At 59.0% G+C, this 22,894-nt stretch carries 23 protein-coding genes and 1 tRNA gene; 22 read left to right on the top strand and 2 right to left on the bottom strand.

What is annotated here, in order from left to right:
• The first annotated feature begins 30 nt into the window (after positions 1–30).
• Entirely contained in the window at positions 31–1,692 is a 1,662-nt protein-coding gene (gene recN, locus C7389_RS02205) for a DNA repair protein RecN (RefSeq protein ID WP_133587890.1), read from the top strand.
• A gap of 55 nt (positions 1,693–1,747) precedes the next feature.
• On the opposite strand, the gene fur is transcribed toward recN, so the two are convergent.
• Positions 1,748–2,188: a ferric iron uptake transcriptional regulator gene (gene fur / locus C7389_RS02200; protein WP_133587888.1), complete on the bottom strand. Its 441-nt coding sequence runs from the start codon at positions 2,186–2,188 to the stop codon at positions 1,748–1,750.
• Between the two features lie 127 nt (positions 2,189–2,315).
• Between fur and C7389_RS02195 the strand changes: the two genes are divergently transcribed.
• The 5 genes from C7389_RS02195 to greA all read left to right on the top strand — a co-directional run bounded on the left by C7389_RS02195 (position 2,316) and on the right by greA (position 8,725).
• Positions 2,316–2,729 carry an outer membrane protein assembly factor BamE gene (locus C7389_RS02195; protein WP_133587886.1) on the top strand — a complete coding sequence of 138 codons (414 nt, stop codon included), beginning with the start codon at positions 2,316–2,318 and terminating at the stop codon, positions 2,727–2,729.
• A 56-nt stretch (positions 2,730–2,785) separates the two neighbouring features.
• Positions 2,786–3,592: a 4-hydroxy-tetrahydrodipicolinate reductase gene (gene dapB / locus C7389_RS02190; protein WP_133587884.1), complete on the top strand. Its 807-nt coding sequence runs from the start codon at positions 2,786–2,788 to the stop codon at positions 3,590–3,592.
• Positions 3,593–3,827: 235 nt separating this feature from the next.
• Entirely contained in the window at positions 3,828–4,970 is a 1,143-nt protein-coding gene (gene carA / locus C7389_RS02185; protein WP_133588200.1) for a glutamine-hydrolyzing carbamoyl-phosphate synthase small subunit, read from the top strand.
• 54 nt (positions 4,971–5,024) lie between these two features.
• The gene (gene carB, locus C7389_RS02180; protein WP_133587882.1) at positions 5,025–8,252 is read left to right on the top strand and encodes a carbamoyl-phosphate synthase large subunit; all 3,228 of its coding nucleotides are present in this window, start codon (positions 5,025–5,027) and stop codon (positions 8,250–8,252) included.
• Positions 8,249–8,725: a transcription elongation factor GreA gene (greA, locus tag C7389_RS02175; protein ID WP_133587880.1), complete on the top strand. Its 477-nt coding sequence runs from the start codon at positions 8,249–8,251 to the stop codon at positions 8,723–8,725. Before carB ends, greA begins: the two co-directional genes overlap by 4 nt.
• 147 nt (positions 8,726–8,872) lie before the next feature.
• Here greA and C7389_RS02170 read toward each other — a convergent pair whose 3' ends face one another.
• On the bottom strand, positions 8,873–9,322 hold the full coding sequence (locus tag C7389_RS02170; protein WP_133587878.1) for a YhbY family RNA-binding protein: 450 nt from the start codon (positions 9,320–9,322) through the stop codon (positions 8,873–8,875).
• 37 nt (positions 9,323–9,359) lie between these two features.
• Between C7389_RS02170 and C7389_RS02165 the strand changes: the two genes are divergently transcribed.
• From C7389_RS02165 to nuoE, 16 genes are all read left to right on the top strand, one after another.
• Positions 9,360–9,983: an RlmE family RNA methyltransferase gene (locus C7389_RS02165; RefSeq protein ID WP_133587876.1), complete on the top strand. Its 624-nt coding sequence runs from the start codon at positions 9,360–9,362 to the stop codon at positions 9,981–9,983.
• 115 nt (positions 9,984–10,098) lie between these two features.
• Complete coding sequence (gene ftsH, locus C7389_RS02160) at positions 10,099–11,991, top strand: ATP-dependent zinc metalloprotease FtsH (protein WP_133587874.1); 1,893 nt, start codon at positions 10,099–10,101, stop codon at positions 11,989–11,991.
• Positions 11,992–12,053: 62 nt separating this feature from the next.
• On the top strand, positions 12,054–12,875 hold the full coding sequence (gene folP / locus C7389_RS02155; protein ID WP_133587872.1) for a dihydropteroate synthase: 822 nt from the start codon (positions 12,054–12,056) through the stop codon (positions 12,873–12,875).
• Positions 12,876–12,900: 25 nt separating this feature from the next.
• Positions 12,901–14,253 carry a phosphoglucosamine mutase gene (gene glmM, locus C7389_RS02150; RefSeq protein ID WP_133587870.1) on the top strand — a complete coding sequence of 451 codons (1,353 nt, stop codon included), beginning with the start codon at positions 12,901–12,903 and terminating at the stop codon, positions 14,251–14,253.
• Positions 14,254–14,328: 75 nt separating this feature from the next.
• Complete coding sequence (gene pstS / locus C7389_RS02145) at positions 14,329–15,369, top strand: phosphate ABC transporter substrate-binding protein PstS (protein ID WP_133587868.1); 1,041 nt, start codon at positions 14,329–14,331, stop codon at positions 15,367–15,369.
• Positions 15,370–15,520: 151 nt separating this feature from the next.
• The gene (gene pstC / locus C7389_RS02140) at positions 15,521–16,453 is read left to right on the top strand and encodes a phosphate ABC transporter permease PstC (protein ID WP_133587866.1); all 933 of its coding nucleotides are present in this window, start codon (positions 15,521–15,523) and stop codon (positions 16,451–16,453) included.
• A gap of 5 nt (positions 16,454–16,458) precedes the next feature.
• Positions 16,459–17,301, top strand: a complete 843-nt coding sequence (pstA, locus tag C7389_RS02135; protein WP_133587864.1) for a phosphate ABC transporter permease PstA — start codon at positions 16,459–16,461, stop codon at positions 17,299–17,301.
• Between the two features lie 30 nt (positions 17,302–17,331).
• The gene (gene pstB / locus C7389_RS02130; protein ID WP_133587862.1) at positions 17,332–18,096 is read left to right on the top strand and encodes a phosphate ABC transporter ATP-binding protein PstB; all 765 of its coding nucleotides are present in this window, start codon (positions 17,332–17,334) and stop codon (positions 18,094–18,096) included.
• A gap of 133 nt (positions 18,097–18,229) precedes the next feature.
• On the top strand, positions 18,230–18,982 hold the full coding sequence (gene tpiA / locus C7389_RS02125; RefSeq protein WP_281275335.1) for a triose-phosphate isomerase: 753 nt from the start codon (positions 18,230–18,232) through the stop codon (positions 18,980–18,982).
• A gap of 27 nt (positions 18,983–19,009) precedes the next feature.
• Positions 19,010–19,378: a preprotein translocase subunit SecG gene (secG, locus tag C7389_RS02120; RefSeq protein ID WP_133588198.1), complete on the top strand. Its 369-nt coding sequence runs from the start codon at positions 19,010–19,012 to the stop codon at positions 19,376–19,378.
• Positions 19,379–19,444: 66 nt separating this feature from the next.
• Positions 19,445–19,529: transfer RNA gene (locus C7389_RS02115), tRNA-Leu, on the top strand.
• Between the two features lie 101 nt (positions 19,530–19,630).
• Positions 19,631–20,005 (top strand): NADH-quinone oxidoreductase subunit A, encoded by a 375-nt coding sequence (ndhC, locus tag C7389_RS02110; protein WP_133587858.1) that lies wholly within the window; start codon positions 19,631–19,633, stop codon positions 20,003–20,005.
• A gap of 3 nt (positions 20,006–20,008) precedes the next feature.
• On the top strand, positions 20,009–20,485 hold the full coding sequence (locus C7389_RS02105) for a NuoB/complex I 20 kDa subunit family protein (protein ID WP_133587856.1): 477 nt from the start codon (positions 20,009–20,011) through the stop codon (positions 20,483–20,485).
• 15 nt (positions 20,486–20,500) lie between these two features.
• Entirely contained in the window at positions 20,501–21,106 is a 606-nt protein-coding gene (locus C7389_RS02100; protein WP_133587854.1) for an NADH-quinone oxidoreductase subunit C, read from the top strand.
• On the top strand, positions 21,099–22,352 hold the full coding sequence (locus tag C7389_RS02095; RefSeq protein WP_133587852.1) for an NADH-quinone oxidoreductase subunit D: 1,254 nt from the start codon (positions 21,099–21,101) through the stop codon (positions 22,350–22,352). The genes C7389_RS02100 and C7389_RS02095 overlap by 8 nt, the downstream gene beginning before the upstream one ends.
• Before the next feature lie 57 nt (positions 22,353–22,409).
• Positions 22,410–22,889 carry an NADH-quinone oxidoreductase subunit NuoE gene (nuoE, locus tag C7389_RS02090; RefSeq protein WP_133587850.1) on the top strand — a complete coding sequence of 160 codons (480 nt, stop codon included), beginning with the start codon at positions 22,410–22,412 and terminating at the stop codon, positions 22,887–22,889.
• Positions 22,890–22,894: the final 5 nt, after the last annotated feature.

Below are 22,894 nucleotides of genomic sequence, written 5' to 3'. Positions count from 1 at the left end.
GCCCCTCTACCGTTCAGCCCACACCAGACCATGCTGCGCCGCCTGACCATACGCGACTTTGTGATTGTCGATCGCCTGGAGCTCGAATTTGCCGCCGGCTTCGGTGCGCTGACCGGGGAGACGGGCGCCGGCAAGTCCATCCTGCTCGATGCGCTCGGGCTGGCGCTCGGCGGGCGGGGAGAGGGCTCCATGGTCCGGGTGGGGAGGGAGAAGGCGGACATCGCCGCTGAATTCGACCTGGAGGAGGGAGGCGTGCTTGCGCGGTGGCTGGCTGAGCAGGATCTGCCGACCGAAGATGGTATGGTGATCCTTCGTCGTGTCGTCGATGCTGGTGGGCGCAGCCGCGGCTGGATCAATGGTACGCCGGCTACCCTCGCGCAATTGCGGGAGGCGGCGGACTTCCTCGCCGACATCCATGGCCAGCACGCGCATCACGCCTTGTTGCGTGGCGATGCGCAACGTGTCCTGCTCGACACCCACGCCGGGGCGCAGGTACTTGCCAGGGAGGTGGCCGACAGCTACCGCCAATGGCAGCAGGCTGCGACTGCGCTGAAGGCTGCTCAGCAGGACACTGAAGCCTCTGCGCGAGAGCGCGAGCTGCTGGGCTGGCAGATCAAGGAACTGGATGAGTTGGGTTTCAACGCGGCCGAATGGTCCGAGTTGAACGCCGAGCACGCCCGCTTGGCCCATGCAGCAAGCCTGATGGAGGGGGCTGACGCCACGTTGGCGACGCTGGATGAAGGCGATTTCGCCATCTGCGCCATGCTCGGCCAACTGGACGCCCGTATGGCCGAGTTGGCCGCTATCGACGCCGGGCTGGGAGAGGTGCGGGAACTGCTGTCCTCGGCAGCCGTACAGGCCGACGAGGCGCTGCATGCGCTCAGGCGCTACCGAGACAGGCTGGACCTGGATCCTGAGCGTCTGGCGGAAGTGGAGCGCCGTATCTCTGTCGTCATGGATATGGCGCGAAAATACCGATCCGCGCCCGAGGACTTGCCTGGCTTGCTGAAAGGCTGGAAGGTACGGCTTGAGGAACTTGAGGCCAGTGTGGATCCAGTGCGCCTGACGGAAGCTGAAGCCCGTACCCGCCGGCGTTACGGAGAGCTCGCTGCGAAGCTGTCAGCGGTCCGGCGCCCTGCTGCCGGGCGGCTGTCGGCGGAAATCACGGAAGCGATGCAGACGCTGGCGATGGCAGGCGGCTGTTTCGAGGTGGCGCTGGAGCCCTGCGAGCCGAGCGTGAGCGGCCTCGAACAGGTGGAGTTCCGGGTCGCTGTCAACCCAGGCCAGGCGCTGCGCAATATGGCGAAAGTGGCCTCTGGTGGCGAGCTTTCGCGGATCGGTCTGGCGATCCAGGTGATGACCAGCCGGGATTCGGCCACGCCCACGCTGATCTTCGACGAAGTGGACGTCGGGATCGGCGGCCGGGTGGCGGAGATCGTCGGCAAGCTTCTCGCCCGCCTTGGGAAGGATCGGCAGGTGCTATGCGTTACCCACTTGCCGCAGGTTGCAGCGTGTGCCGACTGGCAATGGCAAATCGCCAAGGCGGAGAAGGGAGGGGAAACCTTGAGTGCGGTGACCCCGCTGGATGCTGCTGCACGGATCGAGGAAATCGCCCGCATGCTGGGCGGGGTGCACATCACAGATACTACTCGTCAGCACGCGGCGGAAATGCTGGCCACGACCTCGGGCTAATAAGAGAGGGACCGGCTGCGGCCGCCAGCCCGGGCGGACTGCCCGGACAACACCATCAAATGCCCTCGTCCCCGCGATTGGGGCAATCTTTACGCAGGCAGTCGGCGTAGAGATAAAGCGCATGTTCCTTGACCGCAAAGCCACGATCGGCCGCTACCGCGTTCTGCCGCTTCTCGATTTCGGGGTCGTAGAACTCTTCGACCTTGCCGCATTGCAGGCACACCAAGTGGTCATGGTGGCCGCCCTGGTTCAACTCGAACACCGCCTTGCCGGACTCGAAGTAGTGGCGTTCCAGCAGGCCAGCCTGCTCGAACTGCGTCAGAACGCGATAGACCGTGGCTAGGCCGATATCCATGCCTTCGTTCATCAGCAGGCGGTAAACGTCTTCGGCGGTGAGGTGGCGGAGATCGGAGTTCTGGAACAGATCCAGAATCTTGAGGCGTGGATAAGTCGCCTTCAGGCCGATGCTTTTTAAGCTTTTAGAGTTCTCGGACATAGTTGCCTGTCGGGTGGCTAGGGAGGGGCAGCGAGGTAGGGCGGTCTGCCCAGCGGCGCTATGTTATATTTTTTGCCCTTTACTGAGAACCGTGCGTCGATTGCCGGCGCCCTACCTGACCCACTCCATGCGTTCCTCGCTCCCCTGCGCGCTCATTGCCGCCGTGCTTGTCACCGCTTGTTCCGTCGATACCATCGTTAACAAGGTGAATCCTTACAAGATAGACGTTCGCCAGGGGAATTACGTGGACCAGGCGATGGTTTCCCAGCTGAAAAAAGGTATGACTCGCGATCAAGTGCGCTTCGTCCTTGGGTCGCCGTTGGTTGTCGACGTGTTCCGCAAGGATCGCTGGGACTACGTCTATCGCTTCAAGCCGGGGAAGGCGGAAGCCGAGCAGCGGATCATTTCTGTCTATTTCGTGGACGACAGGCTGGATCACGTCGAAGGAGATGTCGCCGCTGGCGATGCCCAGGGGGCTGCGGCCGCGCAGCAAGAGCATCGTTCCCGCGTTGTGGACGTGCCGGCGGTCGATAGCAAGTAAATGTTGGCGCGCCGAGCGGCTATCGGCGCGATCCGGAATGTTCGGTGGAAGATGAGATGAGCGGAATACGCGTAGCGATCGCGGGGGCGTCCGGGCGGATGGGGCGGATGCTGATCGAGGCGGCGCTGAAAGAGGAAGGAATTGTTCTCGCGGCGGCATTCGACCGCCCGGGTACAGCTTTCGTGGGACGAGATGCCGGCGAATTCGCCGGCAGCGTCACCGGCGTCCTGATTACTGGGGATGCCAGGCAGGCAATTGCGTCGGCAGATTGCCTGATCGATTTCACCCGGCCTGAGGGGACCTTGGAGCACCTGGCGCTGGCAAGGGAGTTGGGTAAGGCAGCGGTCATCGGTACCACCGGTTTTGACGCAGCGGGCAAGGCGGCTATTGCCAGGGCGGCGGAGGAAATTCCAGTGGTCTTCGCGCCCAACATGGCAGTGGGTGTAAACGCAGTATTCAAGTTGCTCGAAGTGGCTGCCCGTATCCTTTCGGAGGGCTACGACGTGGAGGTGATCGAGGCCCACCACCGCTTCAAGGTGGATGCACCTTCCGGCACCGCGCTGCGGATGGGCGAGGTGGTAGCGCGCCAACTCGGGCGCGATCTGGATCAATGCGCGATCTATGGCCGGGAAGGTGTGACCGGTGAGCGCAAGGCCGAGACGATTGGCTTTTCCACAATACGGGGTGGAGACGTGGTTGGTGATCATACGGTGCTGTTCGCCGGTATAGGCGAGCGCATCGAGATCACACATAAGTCGGCCAGCCGGATGCCTTACGCCACCGGTTCCCTGCGTGCTGCTCGTTTTTTGCAGGGCAGGTCTGCCGGCCTTTTCGACATGCAGGACGTTCTGGGTTTGAAGTGACGCCAGCCCCTCTAGCAGAGGCTGACTGCGCAAGTGCGCCGGCTCCAGGCGACTCACGGGGTTAAGGCCAAGGCCCTGTTCGCACCGCCCTCGGGTTTGCCTCGAGGGCCTAAAAACGTTAGAATCTCAAGGATTTGATAGCGGGATCGCCCCAGTGGGTCGTCCCGTTTTTTTCACATATGGGGACGCTCAGGCCGGCTTGTCCTCACTTTCGGCTGAAACTCAGGAGTTTGTCGTGACCGCTTTTCCGCCCGCCCTTCTCGCGCTTGCCGACGGGACGGTTTTTTTCGGCAGGGGTATTGGTGCGGTCGGCAGCACGGTTGGCGAGGTGGTGTTCAATACCTCCATGTCCGGATATCAGGAGATCCTCACGGATCCCAGCTATTCCCGCCAGATCGTGACGCTGACCTATCCGCACATCGGTAATACCGGTGTCAACCGGGAGGACGTCGAGGCGGACAGGGTCCATGCCGCGGGCCTGGTGATCCGCGACCTACCGCTGCTGCCTTCGAATTTCCGTATGGAGAAGAGGCTGGATGCCTATCTTCGCGATGAAAACATCGTGGCGATCGCCGGCCTGGATACCCGCAAGCTCACCCGCATCCTGCGGGAGAAGGGCGCTCAGGCGGGATGTATCGTCACCGCCACCGAGGGCACCGCGCTGAGCCCCGAACAAGCGATTGCCGCCGCGAGGGAGTTCCCTGGGCTGGCGGGCATGGACCTTGCGAAGGTCGTCAGCGTGAAGTCTTCCTATCCCTGGTCGGAAGGCGAGTGGGAACTGGGTAAAGGCTTCGTTTCCGGCGGCAGCCGTTTCCACGTGGTTGCCTACGATTTCGGCGTCAAGCGCAACATTTTGCGCATGCTGGCCTCCCGCGGCTGTCGCTTGACGGTGGTGCCCGCGCAGACGCCGGCCAAGGATGTGCTCGCCCTCAAGCCGGATGGCGTGTTCCTGTCCAACGGTCCGGGGGATCCGGAGCCTTGCGATTACGCGATCGACGCAATCAAGGAGATCCTTGAAGCTCGCCTGCCGACTTTTGGCATCTGCCTCGGCCATCAATTGCTGGCGCTGGCTTCCGGCGCCAAGACCTTGAAGATGAAGGCGGGCCACCACGGTGCCAATCATCCGGTGAAGGATGTGGAAACCGGCCAGGTGCTGATCACCAGCCAGAACCACGGCTTTGCGGTGGATGCGGCGACCATGCCGGGCAATCTGCGGGTGACCCATGTGTCGCTGTTCGATGGGACCAACCAGGGCATCGCCCGGACTGATGTGCCTGCCTTTTCCTTCCAGGGTCACCCGGAAGCGAGTCCGGGGCCGCACGACGTCTCCTACCTGTTCGACCGCTTCATCCGCCTGATGGAAGACGGCGCAAAGTAAAGAATGCAACCGGCGGCCTTCGGTCCGCCGCTTCAGAATCATCGAGGCGAGGCAATGCCCAAACGTAACGACATCAAGAGCATCCTGATCATCGGCGCCGGTCCGATCATCATCGGTCAGGCCTGCGAATTCGACTATTCCGGCGCCCAGGCGTGCAAGGCGCTGCGGGAGGAGGGCTACAAGGTTATCTTGGTCAACTCCAACCCGGCGACCATCATGACCGACCCGGAGACGGCGGACGTTACCTACATCGAGCCGATTACCTGCCAGGTGGTGGAGCGGATCATCGAGAAAGAGCGTCCGGATGCCCTGCTGCCGACGATGGGTGGCCAGACTGCGCTCAACTGTGCCTTGGATCTGGCGCGCCATGGCGTACTCGACAAGTTCGGCGTGGAGTTGATCGGCGCCTCCCAGGAAGCAATCGACAAGGCGGAAGACCGCCTCAAGTTCAAGGAAGCGATGACCCGCATCGGCCTCGGCTCTGCGCGTTCGGGCATCGCCCACAGCATGGAAGAGGCGCTCCAGGTGCAGGGCGGCATCGGCTTCCCGGTCATCATCCGGCCCAGCTTCACCTTGGGTGGCACCGGGGGCGGCATCGCCTACAACATGGAAGAGTTCCATGAGATCTGCAAACGGGGTCTCGAAGCCAGTCCGACCAATGAGCTGTTGATCGAAGAGTCGCTGCTGGGCTGGAAGGAATACGAGATGGAGGTTGTTCGCGATTGCGCCGACAACTGCATCATCGTCTGCTCCATCGAGAACCTGGATCCCATGGGCGTGCATACCGGCGACTCGATTACCGTTGCGCCAGCGCAGACACTGACCGATAAGGAATACCAGATCCTGCGTAATGCCTCGATTGCTGTGCTGCGCGAGATCGGGGTGGATACCGGCGGTTCCAACGTCCAGTTCGCGATCAACCCCAAGGATGGGCGGATGATCGTGATCGAGATGAACCCGCGTGTGTCCCGTTCCTCGGCGCTGGCGTCCAAGGCGACCGGTTTCCCCATCGCGAAGGTCGCCGCGAAGCTGGCAGTCGGTTATACGTTGGACGAACTGCGTAATGACATCACCGGCGGTGCGACGCCTGCGTCCTTCGAGCCGTCCATTGATTACGTCGTCACCAAGATCCCGCGTTTTGCCTTCGAGAAGTTCCCGCAGGCCAATTCCCGCCTGACGACGCAGATGAAGTCCGTCGGCGAAGTGATGGCCATGGGCAGGACCTTCCAGGAGTCCTTCCAGAAGGCACTGCGTGGTCTGGAGGTGGGCGTTTATGGCCTGGACGAGGTCGAGGCCGACCGGGAGGATCTGGAGCACGAGCTGGCTAATCCTGGTGCCGAGCGCATCTGGTACGTGGGGCAGGCTTTCCGTGAAGGGATGACGCAGGAACAGGTACATGCGCTGACCAAGATCGATCCCTGGTTCCTGGCGCAGATCGAGGACATCGTCCTGACCGAAAAAGCGCTCGCTGGTCGCTCGCTGAAGGCGATCCAGGCCGGTGAACTGCGGGAGCTGAAGAAGAAGGGGTTCTCGGACCGTCGTCTGGCAAAGCTGCTGGGCACCGATGAGACCGCGGTTCGCCTGCATCGGCATACGCAGGGTGTGCGTCCAGTGTTCAAGCGGGTGGATACCTGCGCAGCGGAGTTTGCGACGTCAACGGCTTACATGTACTCCTCCTACGAGGAAGAGTGCGAGGCGCGGCCCACCGACAAGAAGAAGATCATGGTGCTGGGCGGCGGTCCGAACCGTATTGGCCAGGGCATCGAGTTCGACTACTGCTGCGTCCATGCTGCTCTTGCCCTGCGCGAGGACGGCTACGAGACCATCATGGTCAATTGCAACCCGGAGACCGTGTCGACCGACTATGACACTTCCGATCGCCTATACTTTGAGCCGATTACGCTGGAAGACATTCTGGAGATCGTGCATATCGAGAAGCCAGTCGGCGTCATCGTGCAGTTCGGCGGCCAGACGCCGCTGAAGCGGGCCAAGGCCCTGGAAGAGAACGGCGTACCCATCATCGGTACCACGCCGGACATGATCGATGCCGCAGAAGACCGTGAGCGTTTCCAGAAGCTGTTGAACGACCTCGGCCTAAAGCAGCCACCCAACCGTACAGCTCGTACAGCGGAAGAGGCAGTGCGCCTGGCAGCGGAAATCGGCTATCCGCTGGTCGTGCGCCCGTCCTACGTGTTGGGTGGCCGGGCGATGGAGATCGTCCATGAGCAGAAGGATCTCGAGCGCTATATGCGCGAGGCGGTGAAGGTTTCGAACGAGTCGCCGGTTCTGCTGGACCGTTTCCTCAACGATGCCACCGAAGTGGACGTTGATGCGCTGTCCGACGGCAAGCAGGTCATCATCGGCGGCATCATGGAGCACATTGAGCAGGCTGGCGTGCACTCCGGCGATTCCGCCTGCTCGCTGCCGCCCTATACCTTGTCGGCCAAACTGCAGGATGAACTGAGGCGCCAGACTGAGGCGATGGCCCGAGCGCTGAATGTGGTTGGCTTGATGAACGTCCAGTTCGCCATCCAGGGCGAGGGCGACAACGCCGTGGTGTATGTGCTGGAAGTGAATCCCCGCGCTTCGCGTACGGTGCCATTCGTTTCCAAGGCTTGCTCCTTGCCCCTGGCCAAGGTGGCTGCACGTTGCATGGCCGGGCAGTTGCTCGTCGATCAGGGGGTTACTGGCGAGATTGTTCCGCCCTACTACGCGGTGAAGGAAGCGGTGTTCCCCTTCGTCAAGTTCCCGGGCGTGGACACTATCCTTGGGCCGGAAATGAAGTCCACCGGAGAGGTGATGGGCGTTGGCCGCAGCTTTGCGGAGGCTTTCGTCAAGAGCCAGCTGGCTGCCAGTGTCCGTCTCCCAACTTCAGGCACTGCCTTCATCAGCGTTAAGCCGACGGATCGGCCTGCGGCGGTGGAGGTGGCCAAGGAGTTGCGGGAACTGGGTTTCAATCTGGTGGCGACCCGTGGGACTGCCTCTGCTCTTGAAGCAGCGGGCATCTCGGTTTCGGTTGTGAACAAGGTTAATGAAGGACGGCCCCACGTCGTCGATATGATCAAGAACAACGAGATCGATCTGGTGATCAATACCGTTGAAGAGAAGCGTCAGGCCATCACCGACTCCCGCTCCATCCGTACCAGCTCGCTTGCAGCGAAGGTGACGGTCTACACCACGATCGAGGGTGCGCGCGCTGCTTGCATGGGAATCCGCCATCTGGCGGGCCTGGAAGTCTATGCCGTGCAGACGCTGCACGCTGAACTGAATAAAGTCGCATGAACAAGACCCCTCTTACCATCACCGGCGCGGAAAAGCTCCGCGTGGAACTCCACCGCATGAAGACGGTGGATCGGCCCAACGTGATTGCAGCCATCGCCGAGGCTCGCTCTCACGGCGACCTTTCGGAAAACGCCGAATACGATGCCGCCAAAGAGCGGCAGGGTTTCATCGAAGGGCGGATCATGGAGATCGAGGGCAAGCTGTCGAATGCCCAGATCATTGATCCCAAGCTGCTGGATGCCGACGGCCGCTGCGTGTTCGGTGCGACGGTAGACCTGGAGGACATGGAGTCCGGCCAGACAGTGTCGTATCAGATCGTTGGCGAGGATGAGGCGGATATCAAGGAGAACAAGATTTCGGTCAGTTCTCCGATTGCCCGCGCCCTGATCGGAAAATACGCCGGAGACATCGCTGAGGTGCAGGCTCCCGGCGGTATCCGCGAGTACGAGATCATCGAAGTCAGGTACGTCTGACCGGTTCAGAAAGAGTTTAGGGTGATGCCGCTTGCGCTTCGCTACGATGGCCTGAAGGCAGTTGTCTTCAGGCCATCGCTTATTGAAAATGCGAGGTTGGGCAAAGAGGCTATAGCCTTGCCCCCGAGTCAGCTTGCATAGGGGAGTTCAACGTTTGGTCTTCGGCTTGCCAGCAGGCGTGCGGGGGCCGCTCTTACGCTTCTCGGAGGAGGCTCGCATCAATGCGGCACGTCGCGCCGCCGCTGCAAATGCAGCTGCTGACTTCGCGGTTCCCGGACGGGTTGATGTTTTAGCCTTGACCTCGGTAAGGTTGTTTTTTTCCTCTTCGAGCCGCTTGCGCCAGATGATAAGGACGTTACCGATGTGCTGGATCGGAGCCGCGTCCAGTTCCTTGCAGAGTTGTTCCATCAACTCCTCGCGCTGAGCGCGCTCTGTGCCCTGGACCTTGATCTTGATGAGCTCATGGGCTTGCAGCGACCGATGGATTTCGGCCGCGACCGCGGGAGTCAGGCCATTGGTGGCGATAGTAACGACCGGGCTCAGGTGATGCGCCCGGGCGCGCAGGTCGCGCCGTTCAGCCGGGGTAAGTTCAAGCATTGAGATTCTCTTTTCGTGGGGCACGGATTTTACTCCGATGAAACGAAGCAAGACCAGTAAGGCCTGGATGCGGGAGCATCTTAACGATCCCTACGTGTTGAAGGCCAATGCAGAGGGGTACCGGGCACGCGCTGCCTACAAGCTCATGGAGATCGACGAGCGGGACCGCTTGCTCAAGCCGGGATCGGTCGTGGTCGACCTAGGGGCAGCGCCAGGGTCCTGGTCGCAGGTCGCCATGCAGCGTTGCGGGAGCTCCGGCAAGGTGTTCGCATTGGATCTTCTGACGATGGAGCCGGTAACGGGCGTTACTTTTCTCCAGGGCGACTTCACCGAAGAGGCGGTTCTTAAGGCTCTCGAAGCGCAACTGGATGGTTCGCAGGTGGACCTTGTTTTCTCCGACATGGCCCCCAATTTGTCAGGTGTTGCTGCGGTAGATCAGGCGCGCTCTATTCACCTTTGCGAATTGGCCCTGGATTTTGCTGCATCCCATTTGAAGCCTACAGGGCGTTTCCTGGTGAAGGTCTTTCAAGGGGAGGGGTTCATGGGGTTCCGTCAGGAAATGGAGAGCGTTTTCTCCTCCGTTCAAGTTCGTAAGCCCAAGGCCTCCCGGGACCGGAGCGCAGAGGTTTACCTCCTGGGAAGCGGTGTTAGACCTCGCTAGAAACCAAAGAGTCATAGGTCACGGCAATCGGCCTCATTGGTTTGCGGGGGGGAACGTTCCCCTCTAGAATGGGTCAATCCAACGCACGCCTGTAAAGGGCTTTTGGGGTAATACGTTGAACAATCTTTTCAAGAATCTTGCGATCTGGATGGTTATCGGCGTCGTTTTGATGACCGTGTTCAACCAGTTCAACGCTCGCCAATCGGCGCCGAACACCGTGGAGTACTCCCAGTTCATGGAGGAGGCTCGCGCCGGGCGTATTTCCAAGGCGACCATTGACGGCCGGGTAGTGCGCGCGACGACCCAGGAGGGGCGCCAGATCACTGTTTACACGCCGGGCGTTCAGGATATCTGGATGGTCTCCGATCTGATGCGTTACGGCGTCTCCGTCAATGCGACCAAGCCTGAGGAAGAGCAATCCTTCCTGACGAGTATTTTCGTTTCCTGGTTCCCGATGCTCCTGCTGATCGGCGTGTGGATCTTCTTCATGCGTCAGATGCAGGGTGGGGGCAAGGGTGGAGCATTCTCGTTCGGCAAGAGCAAGGCACGCATGCTGGATGAGTCTGCCAACTCGATTACCTTTGCTGATGTGGCCGGCTGCGACGAGGCCAAAGAGGAAGTCGGAGAGCTGGTTGAGTTCCTACGTGATCCTTCCAAGTTCCAGAAGCTGGGCGGTCGTATTCCCAAGGGAGTACTGATGGTGGGCTCGCCGGGCACGGGTAAGACGCTGCTTGCGAAGGCGATCGCGGGGGAAGCGAAAGTGCCCTTTTTCTCGATCTCCGGTTCCGACTTCGTGGAAATGTTTGTCGGCGTTGGTGCAGCTCGGGTCCGGGACATGTTCGAGCAGGCCAAGAAGCACGCGCCGTGCATCATTTTCATCGATGAGATTGACGCGGTGGGTCGTCAACGGGGCGCGGGCTTGGGTGGCGGCAATGATGAGCGCGAACAAACCCTCAACCAACTACTGGTTGAGATGGATGGTTTTGAGGGGCAGACGGGCGTGATCGTAATTGCCGCGACCAACCGCCCTGACGTGCTAGATCCCGCTTTGCTGCGTCCGGGGCGCTTTGATCGTCAGGTTGTGGTTGCGCTGCCTGACATCCGCGGCCGCGAGCAGATCCTGAAGGTGCACATGCGAAAGGTGCCCATTGCTCCGGACGTGGACCCTCAGGTTCTGGCTCGTGGGACGCCTGGGTTTGCCGGCGCTGATCTCGCGAACTTGGTCAATGAAGCCGCTCTTTTTGCCGCGCGCGCTAACAAGCGTCTGGTTGATATGGAGGATTTTGAGCGCGCAAAGGACAAAATCATGATGGGGGCCGAGCGCCGGTCCGTGGTCATGCCTGAAGAGGAGCGCAGGAACACCGCCTATCACGAGTCTGGTCATGCGGTCGTGGCGCGTTTGCTGGACAAGACGGACCCCGTGCACAAGGTCACCATTATTCCGCGTGGGCGGGCGCTGGGTGTGACTATGCAACTGCCTGAAGAAGACCGCTACAGCCAGGATAGGGAGCGTCTGCTACAGACCATCGCGGTTCTCTTCGGAGGTCGGATTGCCGAAGAGATTTTCATGAAGCAGATGACGACCGGGGCCTCCAATGACTTTCAGCGAGCGACTGATCTGGCCCGTCGCATGGTTACCCAGTGGGGCATGTCGGATACGTTGGGGCCCATGGTTTATGGCGAGGAGGAGGGGGAGATCTTCCTCGGTCGGCAAGTGACGACGCACCGCAATGTCTCCGAGGCCACCATGCAGAAGGTTGATGCCGAGATCCGCCGTATCATCGATCAGCAGTACGCCTTGGCGCGTGGCTTGATTGAAGAGAACAGTGACAAGGTCGAAGCGATGACGCAGGCACTCCTGGAGTGGGAGACCATAGATGCAGAGCAGGTAAACGACATCATGGCAGGTCGTCCGCCTCGCCCACCCAAGCCTGCGGCGGTGCCGGTTCCCCGTTCCAAAGACGATTCGCCTGGCGCTGCTCCTAACGCAGCTGCGCCTGCAGCATAAATTTTCTTGATTACTGCCTTGCGGGCCGGGTAATTCCGGCCCGCATTTTTTTGGGTTACGAAATGGGTGTATTGCGCTGTGGCCGATTTGATCTTGACTTGAGCCAGCCTCGAATCATGGCAATCGTCAACCTGACGGCGGACTCTTTTACCGGCGATGGTAGTAATGGCGACCTGGCCAGAGCATTGCGCAGGGCGGAGGAGGCCTTAGAGCAAGGTGCAGACATTATCGACCTCGGCGCGGAGTCTACTCGCCCGGGTGCGGATCCCGTGCCGCAAGCTCAAGAGTTGGAGCGCGTTATCCGCCTGGTGGAAGCATTGGTTTCCTGGAGAGTACCGATTTCAGTCGATACCTTGAAACCGGTAGTCATGAAGGCCGCTTTGACAGCCGGGGCGGACATGGTGAATGACGTAAATGGTTTCCGAGCCGAGGGGGCTGTGGAGGCCGTTCGGGACAGCCAGGCGGCCTTGTGCGTGGTGCATATGGCGGGGGAGCCCCGCTCTATGCAGCTGAGCCCGTGCTATTCAGACGTTGTTGCCGAGGTCGGCAGTTTTCTGAGCGAGCGCGTCCAGGCTCTCAAGGCGGCAGGAATTGAGTCTGAGCGTATCTTGGTGGATCCCGGTTTCGGCTTCGGAAAAAGCGTTGAGCACAATTTTTCGATGCTGAAGGAACTCGAGCGTTTTCGGATTCATGGCCTTCCCGTCTTGGCTGGGCTATCTCGCAAATCGATGTTGGGCGCGGTCACCGGAAGGACGGTTGAGGAGCGTATCGCTGCCAGTATTGCTGCCGCTCTGATCGCGGTTCAGCGAGGTGCAGCCATTGTGCGTGTGCATGATGTTGCGGCGACCAGAGATGCGATGCTGGTGTGGCAAGCGGTGTCATAATTCGCGCTTTCCTTCGAGGTGAGCGATGGGCAGACGGTATTTCGGCACCGATGGGGTGCGAGGAAAAGTTGGCGACACGCCGATTACTCCCGAGTTCGTGATGAGGCTAGGGTACGCTGCCGGCGTGACGCTCATCGCCAGAGAAAAGCTGCCCATGGGTGAGAATCCCGCCATTCTCATTGGCAAGGACACGCGGATTTCCGGCTACATGCTTGAGGCAGCGCTGGAGGCGGGTTTTGCTGCCGCCGGGGTGGATGTGATGCTGGCGGGCCCGATCCCCACTCCGGCGGTCGCCTACTTGACCCGTGCCCTGCGCCTACAGGCCGGGGTAGTGATCTCTGCCTCGCACAACCCCTTTTACGATAACGGGATCAAATTTTTTTCCGCACAAGGTGCAAAGCTGCCGGACGCCGTGGAGGAGGAAATAGAGGCCCGGCTGGAAGAGCCGATGGGGTGCGTGGAGTCAGTACGCCTCGGACGCGCCCGCCGGATAGGGGATGCGGCGGGGCGTTACATCGAATTCTGCAAGAGTACTTTTCCCAATGAACTTGATCTGCGTGGCTTGAAGATCGCCCTGGATTGTGCGCATGGCGCGGCTTACCACATAGCGCCCAATGTATTCCATGAACTCGGCGCGGAAGTCTTTCCGGTCGGCGTCGAGCCGAACGGATTGAACATCAATGACGGCGTGGGTGCGACTCGACCCGAGAACCTTCGGCAAGCAGTGCTCGCCCAGGGGGCGGATATTGGCATTGCGTTGGACGGAGACGGGGACCGCTTGATCATGGTCGATCGTGGGGGCGAGATCTACGACGGCGACAAACTGCTTTATGTGATCGCCAGTGCGCGGCGGGAAGAGGGGCGTCTGGATGGCGTGGTAGGGACGTTGATGAGCAACCTGGGCTTCGAGCATGCGGTGAAGCGGCTAGGGGTCGGCTTCGCACGAGCCAAGGTCGGGGACCGTTATGTGCTGGAGACGCTTCATGAGCGCGGCTGGAAGCTAGGAGGAGAGAACTCCGGCCACATCATTTGCCTGGACCGGCATACCACTGGCGATGGCATTGTGTCGGCGCTCCAGGTGCTGGCTGCGCTGCGGCAACGGGGCTTGACCCTGAACGGGGCGTGTTCCGACCTGGTGTTCTATCCCCAGAAACTGATCAACATTCGCCTGCCGTCAGGTTTCGATTGGCAGGCTGACATGGGAATCAGGAGTGCCAAGGAGGCGGCGGAGGATGCTTTGGGGGACCAGGGCCGGGTTCTGCTCCGTCCGTCAGGCACCGAGCCTCTGCTGCGAGTCATGGTAGAAGGGCGGGACGGCATGCTGGTGGAACAGTTGGCGCGGGAGATCGCCGAGGCGGTCGAGGCGGCAGTCGTCTGACAATTTGAAGACATGAAACATGGGCGTAACAAACGGTTGTTACTTTGGCGGCTCTGTCACCAAGTAGAGGTAGTCATGATCCGTTTGTCGAAGAAATTCGCCGCGGTTGCGTCTTCCGCCGTGTTGTTTGCCACTGGCGCCCATGCTGCAGAGCTGACCGGTGCTGGTGCTTCCTTCCCGGCCCCGGTGTACGCCAAGTGGGCCGACGCTTACCAGAAGGCGACTGGCAACAAGGTAAACTACCAGTCGATCGGCTCCGGTGGTGGTATCCGTCAGATCAACGCCAAGACAGTGGATTTTGGTGCGTCCGATATGCCGCTCAAGCCGGAAGAACTGAGCAAGAGTGGCTTGCAGCAGTTTCCGACCGTTATCGGCGGGGTTGTGCCGGTCCTGAATGTCCAAGGCATCAAGCCGGGCGAGCTCAAGCTGACCGGTCAGCTGTTGGCCGACATCTACCTCGGGAAGATCGTGCAGTGGAACGACAAGGCCATTGCTGCGTTGAACCCGGGTCTGGCTCTGCCTGACCAGCCGATCGGCGTCGTTCGTCGGGCGGATGGTTCTGGTACCACGTTTATCTTCACGAACTACCTATCCAAGGTCTCCTCCGAATGGAAGGAGAAGATTGGTGAGGGGTCTGCGGTCCAGTGGCCGGTCGGGCTGGGTGGGAAGGGGAACGAAGGGGTATCAGCTTTCGTGCAGCGCCTGCCTGGGTCGATCGGCTATGTTGAATACGCTTACGCCAAGCAAAACAAGCTGACCTACGCTGTGCTGCAGAACAAGGAAGGTCAGTTTGTCGCGCCCACCGATGATGCGTTCAAGGCCGCTGCAGCAGGTGCCGACTGGAGCAAGTCGGCGTTCTATGAAATCCTCACCGAACAGTCCGGCAAGGCTTCCTGGCCCATCACTGGTGCGACTTTCATCCTGATGCACAAAACTCAGGAGAAGCCGGGGCAGGCCGTTGAAGTGCTGAAGTTCTTTGATTGGGCGTATGCGAACGGTTCGCAGATGGCCGCTGATCTGGACTATGTGCCGCTGCCTGCCGATACCGTCAAGCTTATCAAGGCGTCCTGGGGCGAGATGAAGGATGCCAGCGGCGCTGCTGTATTGAAGAACTAACAGGCCGTTAAGGTCAGGCGCGATGCAACGTAATGAACGGCCGGAGGCCCCAGAGGCCTTCGGCGAGATAAAGATCAGCGGGGGAGGGCTGTCTGCCACCTCTCCCTCCCCGACCGGCCAAGGTTCCCATGACAAGGGAGGAAGTAACGGAATGACAAAGTTGGGCGACCGTCTGTTTTCCGGGGTCGCGCGTTCGTTCGCTGTACTTACCCTTGTTTTGCTGGCCGGAATCATCGTTGCGCTGACGGTTGCGTCCTGGCCCAGTATCCAAGCCTATGGCATTGGTTTTCTTTTTTCGCCGGAGTGGAATCCGCCGATGGAGAAATTCGGTGCCCTAGTGCCGGTGTATGGCACGCTGGTTACTGCTTTGATCGCCTTAGTCATCGCGGTGCCAGTGTCCTTCGGTATCGCGCTTTTTCTGACCGAACTGTCTCCGCGCTGGCTGCGGCGCCCGCTCGGTACGGCGATCGAGTTGCTCGCCGCCATTCCCAGCATCGTCTATGGCATGTGGGGTCTGCTGGTTTTTGCTCCCATTTTTGCCCAGTACGTGCAGCCGGCATTGCAGAACACGCTGGGCCATCTCCCTCTGATCGGTCGCCTGTTCGCGGGCCCTCCGCTGGGCATTGGTCTGCTCTGTGCAGGCGTGATTCTCGCGATCATGATCATTCCTTACATCGCCTCCGTTATGCGTGACGTGTTCGAGGTGACGCCGGCGATGCTGAAGGAGTCGGCCTACGGACTCGGCTGCACCACCTGGGAGGTGGTTTGGCGGGTTGTCCTGCCTTACACGAAGACCGGCGTGGTCGGCGGGGTAATGCTCGGGTTGGGGCGCGCCCTGGGTGAGACCATGGCGGTGACTTTCGTTATCGGCAACACAAACTTTCTGAGTACGGCATCCCTGTTTGCTCCCGGGAATAGCATAACGTCGGCACTGGCAAATGAGTTTGCGGAGGCCGACCCGGGCTTGCACACCGCGGCGTTGATGGAACTGGGCTTGATCCTGTTCGTGATAACGCTTTGCGTGCTCGTGGTGTCCAAATTGTTGCTGCAGCGCCTCTCCAAGGGCGAAGGCGGGCGGAGCTGAGCACCATGAACCTGTTGATGCGTAGAAAACTGATCAACCGGATCGCGTTGACGCTGTCTATGGGCGCGATGCTATTCGGGCTGTTCTGGCTGACATGGATACTCTGGACGGTATTTGACTTGGGGGTTTCCGGCCTTTCCCTGAACCTATTCACCCAGATGACTCCCCCGCCGGGGGCAAGCGATGGCGGTCTGCTCAATGCCATCGCCGGTAGCGTCCTGATGGTGACGCTGGCTACCCTGCTCGGAACGCCCATCGGCATCCTTGCTGGGGTCTATCTGGCGGAGTATGGACGTTTCAACGTGCTGGGGCAGACGACGCGCTTCATCAACGATCTGCTGTTGTCGGCTCCCTCCATCGTCATCGGTCTCTTCGTGTATGCCTTGATTGTGGCGAACACGGGCAAGTTCTCGGCGTGGTCCGGGGTGGTCGCGCTGGCGCTCATTGTTTTGCCGGTAGTGGTGAGAACGACGGAGAACATGCTGCAGTTGGTGCCTAACACCTTGAGAGAGGCCGCTTTTGCACTGGGAGCCCCGAAACGGGTGGTGATTTCCAAAGTCACCCTGCGAGCTGCGAGAGCAGGGGTCGTGACGGGTGTGCTCCTCGCCATTGCGCGGATCGCAGGCGAAACGGCGCCCCTGCTTTTCACTGCGCTGTCCAATCAGTTCTGGACCTTGAACCTGAATGAGCCGATGGCGAACCTACCGGTCACCATCTTCAAGTTCGCAATGAGTCCCTTCGTGGAGTGGCAGCAACTGGCTTGGGCCGGGGTCTTCCTCATCACTCTGGGCGTACTTGCCCTCAACATCATTGCCCGTGTCTTCCTGCGGGCGGAAAAGCTCAACTGACGACCCATGGGTACAGGACTGACGACCGAAATGGACATCGCCAACGCGCAACTCGAGTTCCGGAACTTCAACTTCTACTACGGCAAGTTCCATGCGCTGAAGAACATCAATTTTCGAATGGCGCGTCATACCGTGACTGCCTTCATCGGCCCTTCCGGCTGCGGCAAGTCCACCTTGCTGCGCACGATCAACCGCATGTACGACCTCTATCCGGATCAGCGGGCCGAGGGAGAGTTGTTGTTCGACGGGCGCAATCTGCTGGCGAGCGACATCGACGTCAGCATACTGCGAGCCAAGATCGGCATGGTCTTCCAGAAGCCTACCCCATTCCCAATGTCCATCTACGACAACATCGCATTCGGCGTGCGTTTGCACGAAAAGCTCTCGGTGGCAGAGATGGACGAGCGGGTCGAATGGGCGCTACGCAAAGCTGCGCTGTGGGAAGAGGTCAAAGACAAGCTCAAGCAGAGTGGTATGAGTCTATCGGGCGGCCAGCAGCAGCGGCTATGCATTGCGCGGGGCATCGCGGTCAAGCCGGAGGTACTCCTTCTTGACGAGCCGACGTCCGCGTTGGACCCGATCTCCACCTCCCGGATCGAGGAGTTGGTGGATGAACTCAAGAAAGAGTTCACCATTGTCATTGTGACCCACAACATGCAGCAGGCCGCCCGCATCTCTGACTACACCGCTTACATGTATCTTGGTGAAATGGTGGAGTTCGGTGTTACGGATGAGCTGTTCCTCAAGCCGAAGCGTAAGGAAACCGAGGATTACATCACCGGACGCTTTGGGTGAGATGAAGTCATGCCGGCTGTCGCCGGCCCTCTCTGTTGACGCCCCGTCTGGCGCACTTGTGCGTGAGGTGGGGCGTTTGCGCCTTCAATCTCACCATCCTATAATTTCATGATTTGCCAGACGGGCTATGGATGTGAGCACGAAACTCGTTGTCGGCAACTGGAAGATGAATGGCAGCTTGGCGGGTAACGCCGAGTTGCTCGGTGAGGTCACGAAAAGCGCGGGCCTCGGGTGTGAGGTGGCTGTCTGTGCGCCTTTCCCTTACCTGATGCAGGTCTTGCAAATACTGCCACCCAGGAGCGGGATAGCTTTGGGTGCCCAGAACGTCAGTGAGTTCGACGACGGAGCTTATACTGGGGAAGTGAGCGCGCGGATGCTATCTGACCTCGGATGCAGCTACGTCATCGTTGGCCACTCTGAGCGCCGCAGTCTGTTCCATGAGGATGACGGCACAGTGGGGCGCAAAACGCGGGCCGCGCTGCGTGCAGGTCTGCTTCCCATCGTGTGTGTCGGGGAGACATCGGCGGAGCGCAATGACGGAATAACGCTGGAGGTTGTCACGCGTCAACTGGATGCTGTGGCGGCTGAGATTGATGGGCTGGATGTCGATCAGATTGTGTTGGCTTACGAGCCCATATGGGCCATTGGTAGCGGTTTGACCGCGACAGCGGAACAGGTAGGGGAGGTTCATGCTTCGATAAGGACATGGACTCAGCGTGTCTTCGGTAGTGAGGTGACAACGAAGATTCTGTACGGAGGAAGTGTCAAGCCCGGCAACGCTGCCGAGCTTTTTGCGGTGCCTAATGTAGATGGTGGGCTGATTGGGGGAGCCTCCTTGGTTGCCCGCGATTTTTTGGCGATATGCCATGCGGCTGCCGGTGATTGAGCGGCAGCTCGTTTTTCAGGGTTTATGATGAGCAATGTACTTTTTTCCCTGGTGCTAACCATCCATGTGTTGGTCGGCATTGGTGTCATTGGATTGGTGCTTGTGCAGCACGGCAAAGGTGCCGATATGGGAGCGGCTTTTGGGAGTGGTTCCTCGGGTAGTCTGTTCGGCTCTTCGGGTTCCGCCAACTTCTTGAGCAGGACGACGGCGGTTCTGGCGACCGTTTTTTTCATCACCAGTCTTGGTCTTAGCTATCTTGCAAGCAACAAGCCAAGCGCCCCGTCGAGCGTGATGGAGGGGGCAGTGCAATCGGCGCCAGTTCCTTCGCAGCAGCCTAAGTTGGAAGAAGTGCCGCCGCCGGCTGATGACTCCAAGGCCCAATCGATCCCGAAGTAAAAGTGGAAAGAGGCTTTGCGCACCGCGCAAATGGTCGTATAATTATCTGGCTGTAACGAGCAGCGAGCCGACGTGGTGAAATTGGTAGACACGCCATCTTGAGGGGGTGGTGGCGAAAGCCGTATGAGTTCGAGTCTCATCGTCGGCACCAGAATACTGAAACGCCCGCGAAAGCGGGCGTTTCTACAGGGACACTGAAAAAAATAAGGGCGACGTAGCCAAATCGCCAAGCTCAAATAGGAGTAGATAGGCATGCTGGAAAATTATTTTCCTGTTTTGGTCTTCATTCTCGTTGGTTTGGGCTTCGGTGTCGCTCCTGTCATCCTGGGGCGTGTTCTCGCTCCTTATCGCCCCGATGGCGAAAAGCTATCGCCTTATGAGTGCGGATTCGAGGCATTTGAAGATGCCCGTATGAAGTTCGACGTCCGTTACTACCTCATTGCTATTCTCTTTATCCTCTTTGATTTGGAGATCGCCTTCCTCTTTCCTTGGGCGACCGTCTTTCAGGAGTTCATCGCCGCCGGCGAACTCGCTTGGTTCGTTTTCGGATCCGTAATGGTTTTTCTGGCCATTCTGGTTATCGGTTATATCGTCGAGTGGAAGAACGGTGCGCTCGATTGGGAGTAAGGCATGAGCATAGAAGGCGTCTTTCGCGAAGGATTTGTCACTACTTCGCTTGATGCAGTTATCAACTGGACTCGTACCGGTTCATTGTGGCCGATGACCTTCGGGTTGGCCTGTTGTGCGGTGGAGATGATTCATGCGGGTTGTGCTCGCTATGACCTCGACCGTTTCGGTGTCGTTTTCAGACCAAGCCCCAGGCAGTCCGACTTGATGGTCGTTGCTGGTACCCTGTGCAACAAGATGGCTCCCGCTTTACGTAAAGTCTACGATCAAATGGCCGAGCCCCGATGGGTCATCTCTATGGGGTCCTGTGCCAACGGCGGCGGCTACTATCACTATTCCTATTCGGTCGTGCGTGGTTGCGACCGTATCGTTCCCGTGGATGTGTACGTCCCGGGATGCCCTCCGACAGCGGAGGCGCTTCTCTACGGAATCATTCAGCTGCAAAACAAAATCAAGCGCACAAATACTATTGCGCGCTGACAGGTAGGCTCGGAAATGAGTGCCAAACTTGAACGGCTCAATGAAAAGCTCCGTGAAGTTTTCGGAGAAGACCTGGTTTCGCAGGTGCTTGAATGCGGTGAATTGACGATAGAAGTGTCCGCGTCGAATTATCTGCAACTTGCTACCAAGCTGCGGGATGACCCCGGGTTCAGCTTCGAGCAATTGATTGATCTCTCCGGGCTAGATTATTCAGCCTACGGCAATGGTTCTTGGGAGGGGAAGCGTTTCGCTTCCGTAGCTCATTTACTATCGATCAAGAACAACTGGCGCTTGAGAGTGCGGGTTTTTGCAGATAGCGACGACTTTCCCGTTCTGGATTCCTTGGCGGACCTGTGGCCCAGTGCCAATTGGTATGAGCGAGAGTCTTTTGATCTCTACGGGATCATGTATTCCGGACATCCCGATCTGCGTCGAATCCTGACGGATTACGGTTTTGTCGGCCACCCCTTCCGCAAGGATTTTCCTGTCTCGGGTTATGTTGAAATGCGTTATGACCCCGAGTTGGGGCGTGTCGTCTATCAGCCGGTGACAATTGAGCCCCGGGAAAATACGCCGCGTATCGTGCGTGAAGAGAATTACGGGGATGTCGGTCATGGCTGAGATTCGCAATTACACCATCAACTTTGGCCCGCAGCATCCCTCTGCTCATGGCGTCTTGCGCCTTGTTCTTGAATTGGATGGTGAGGTTGTAGAGCGCGCAGATCCTCACATCGGCCTGCTGCATCGCGGAACCGAGAAGCTCGCTGAAACTAGGACTTGGGTACAATCTGTTCCTTATATGGACCGTTTGGATTACGTGTCCATGATGTGCAATGAGCATGCATATTGCATGGCCATTGAGCGCCTGCTAGGGTTGGAAGTGCCGTTGCGTGCGCAATATATCCGCGTCATGTTTGACGAAGTTACGCGGATTTTGAATCACCTCCTCAATATTGGCACTCACGCGCTGGATATCGGTGCGATGACCATGGTGCTTTATACTTTCCGTGAGCGGGAAGACCTCATGGATGTGTATGAGGCGGTTTCCGGGGCGCGAATGCATGCGGCTTATTATCGCCCCGGAGGCGTGTATCGGGATCTGCCTGACCGGATGCCTCAATACCAGGTCAACAAGTTCAAGAATGCGAAGGCGGTTGAGGAACTGAATGGCAATCGTCAAGGTTCCCTGCTCGATTTTCTGGATGACTTCACCCAGCGTTTCCCGCGCTATTGCGATGAATACGAAACCCTGCTGACGGATAACCGTATCTGGAAGCAGCGTACCGTTGGTATCGGCGTGGTGACCCCGGAACAGGCGCTAGGTTGGGGGTTCTCTGGTCCTATGCTCAGAGGTTCGGGTATTGCATGGGATCTGCGCAAGAAACAGCCCTATGAGGTTTACGACCGACTGGATTTCGATATCCCGGTTGGAAAGAACGGAGATTGCTACGACCGCTATCTCTGCCGCATGGAAGAAATGCGCCAGTCGAATCGCATCATTCGTCAATGTATTGAATGGCTGCGGCAGAATCCCGGTCCGGTTATTACAGGCAATCACAAGGTCGCCCCTCCCCCTCGTGAGCAGATGAAGGCAAATATGGAGGAGCTGATCCACCACTTCAAGCTCTTTACCGAAGGAATTCATGTCCCTAAGGGTGAGGTCTATGCGGCGGTCGAGCATCCAAAGGGTGAGTTCGGTGTCTATGCGGTTTCCGATGGAGCTAACAAGCCTTATCGATTGAAGTTGCGCGCCCCGGGTTTTGCACACCTGGCTGCAATGGACGAGATCTCCCGTGGCCATATGATTGCTGACGTGGTCGCGATTATCGGCACTATGGATGTGGTGTTCGGCGAGATCGATAGATAAGTCGAGAAGAACCCGCGACACAGGGAATCGGCAGGCAAACGAGAAGATGAGCACGACATGCTGAGCCAAGAATCGCTGCAACAGATTGACCGAGAGGTTGCCAAGTATCCGGCGGATCAAAAGCAGTCCGCAGTCATGGCGGCGCTGCGTATCGCCCAGGTCGAGAAGGGATGGCTTCCCCAGGAGCTCATCGCTTTCATCGCCGATTATCTGGAGATGCCGGCCATTGCGGCTTATGAGGTCGCCAGCTTTTACAACATGTACGATCTTGAGCCCGTCGGTAAGCACAAGATTACTGTCTGTACCAATCTCCCCTGTGCCCTCTCGGGTGGTGTTCACGCCGCTGACTATGTGAAGCAGAAGCTGGGGATCGATTTCAACGAAACGACGGCGGATGGGAAATTCACCTTGAAGGAAGGTGAGTGCATGGGGGCTTGTGGCGATGCTCCCGTGCTGTTGGTCAACAACCATCATATGTGCAGCTGGATGACCAAGGAGAAGATCGACCAGTTGCTGGCCGATCTGGAAAGCAAATGAGTGCG

It is taken from the genome of Azoarcus indigens (assembly GCF_004361735.1).
GTDB lineage: Bacteria > Pseudomonadota > Gammaproteobacteria > Burkholderiales > Rhodocyclaceae > Azoarcus > Azoarcus indigens.
The sequence above is the reverse complement of the archived record's forward strand: the minus strand, read 5'-3'. Positions and strand labels throughout refer to the sequence as shown.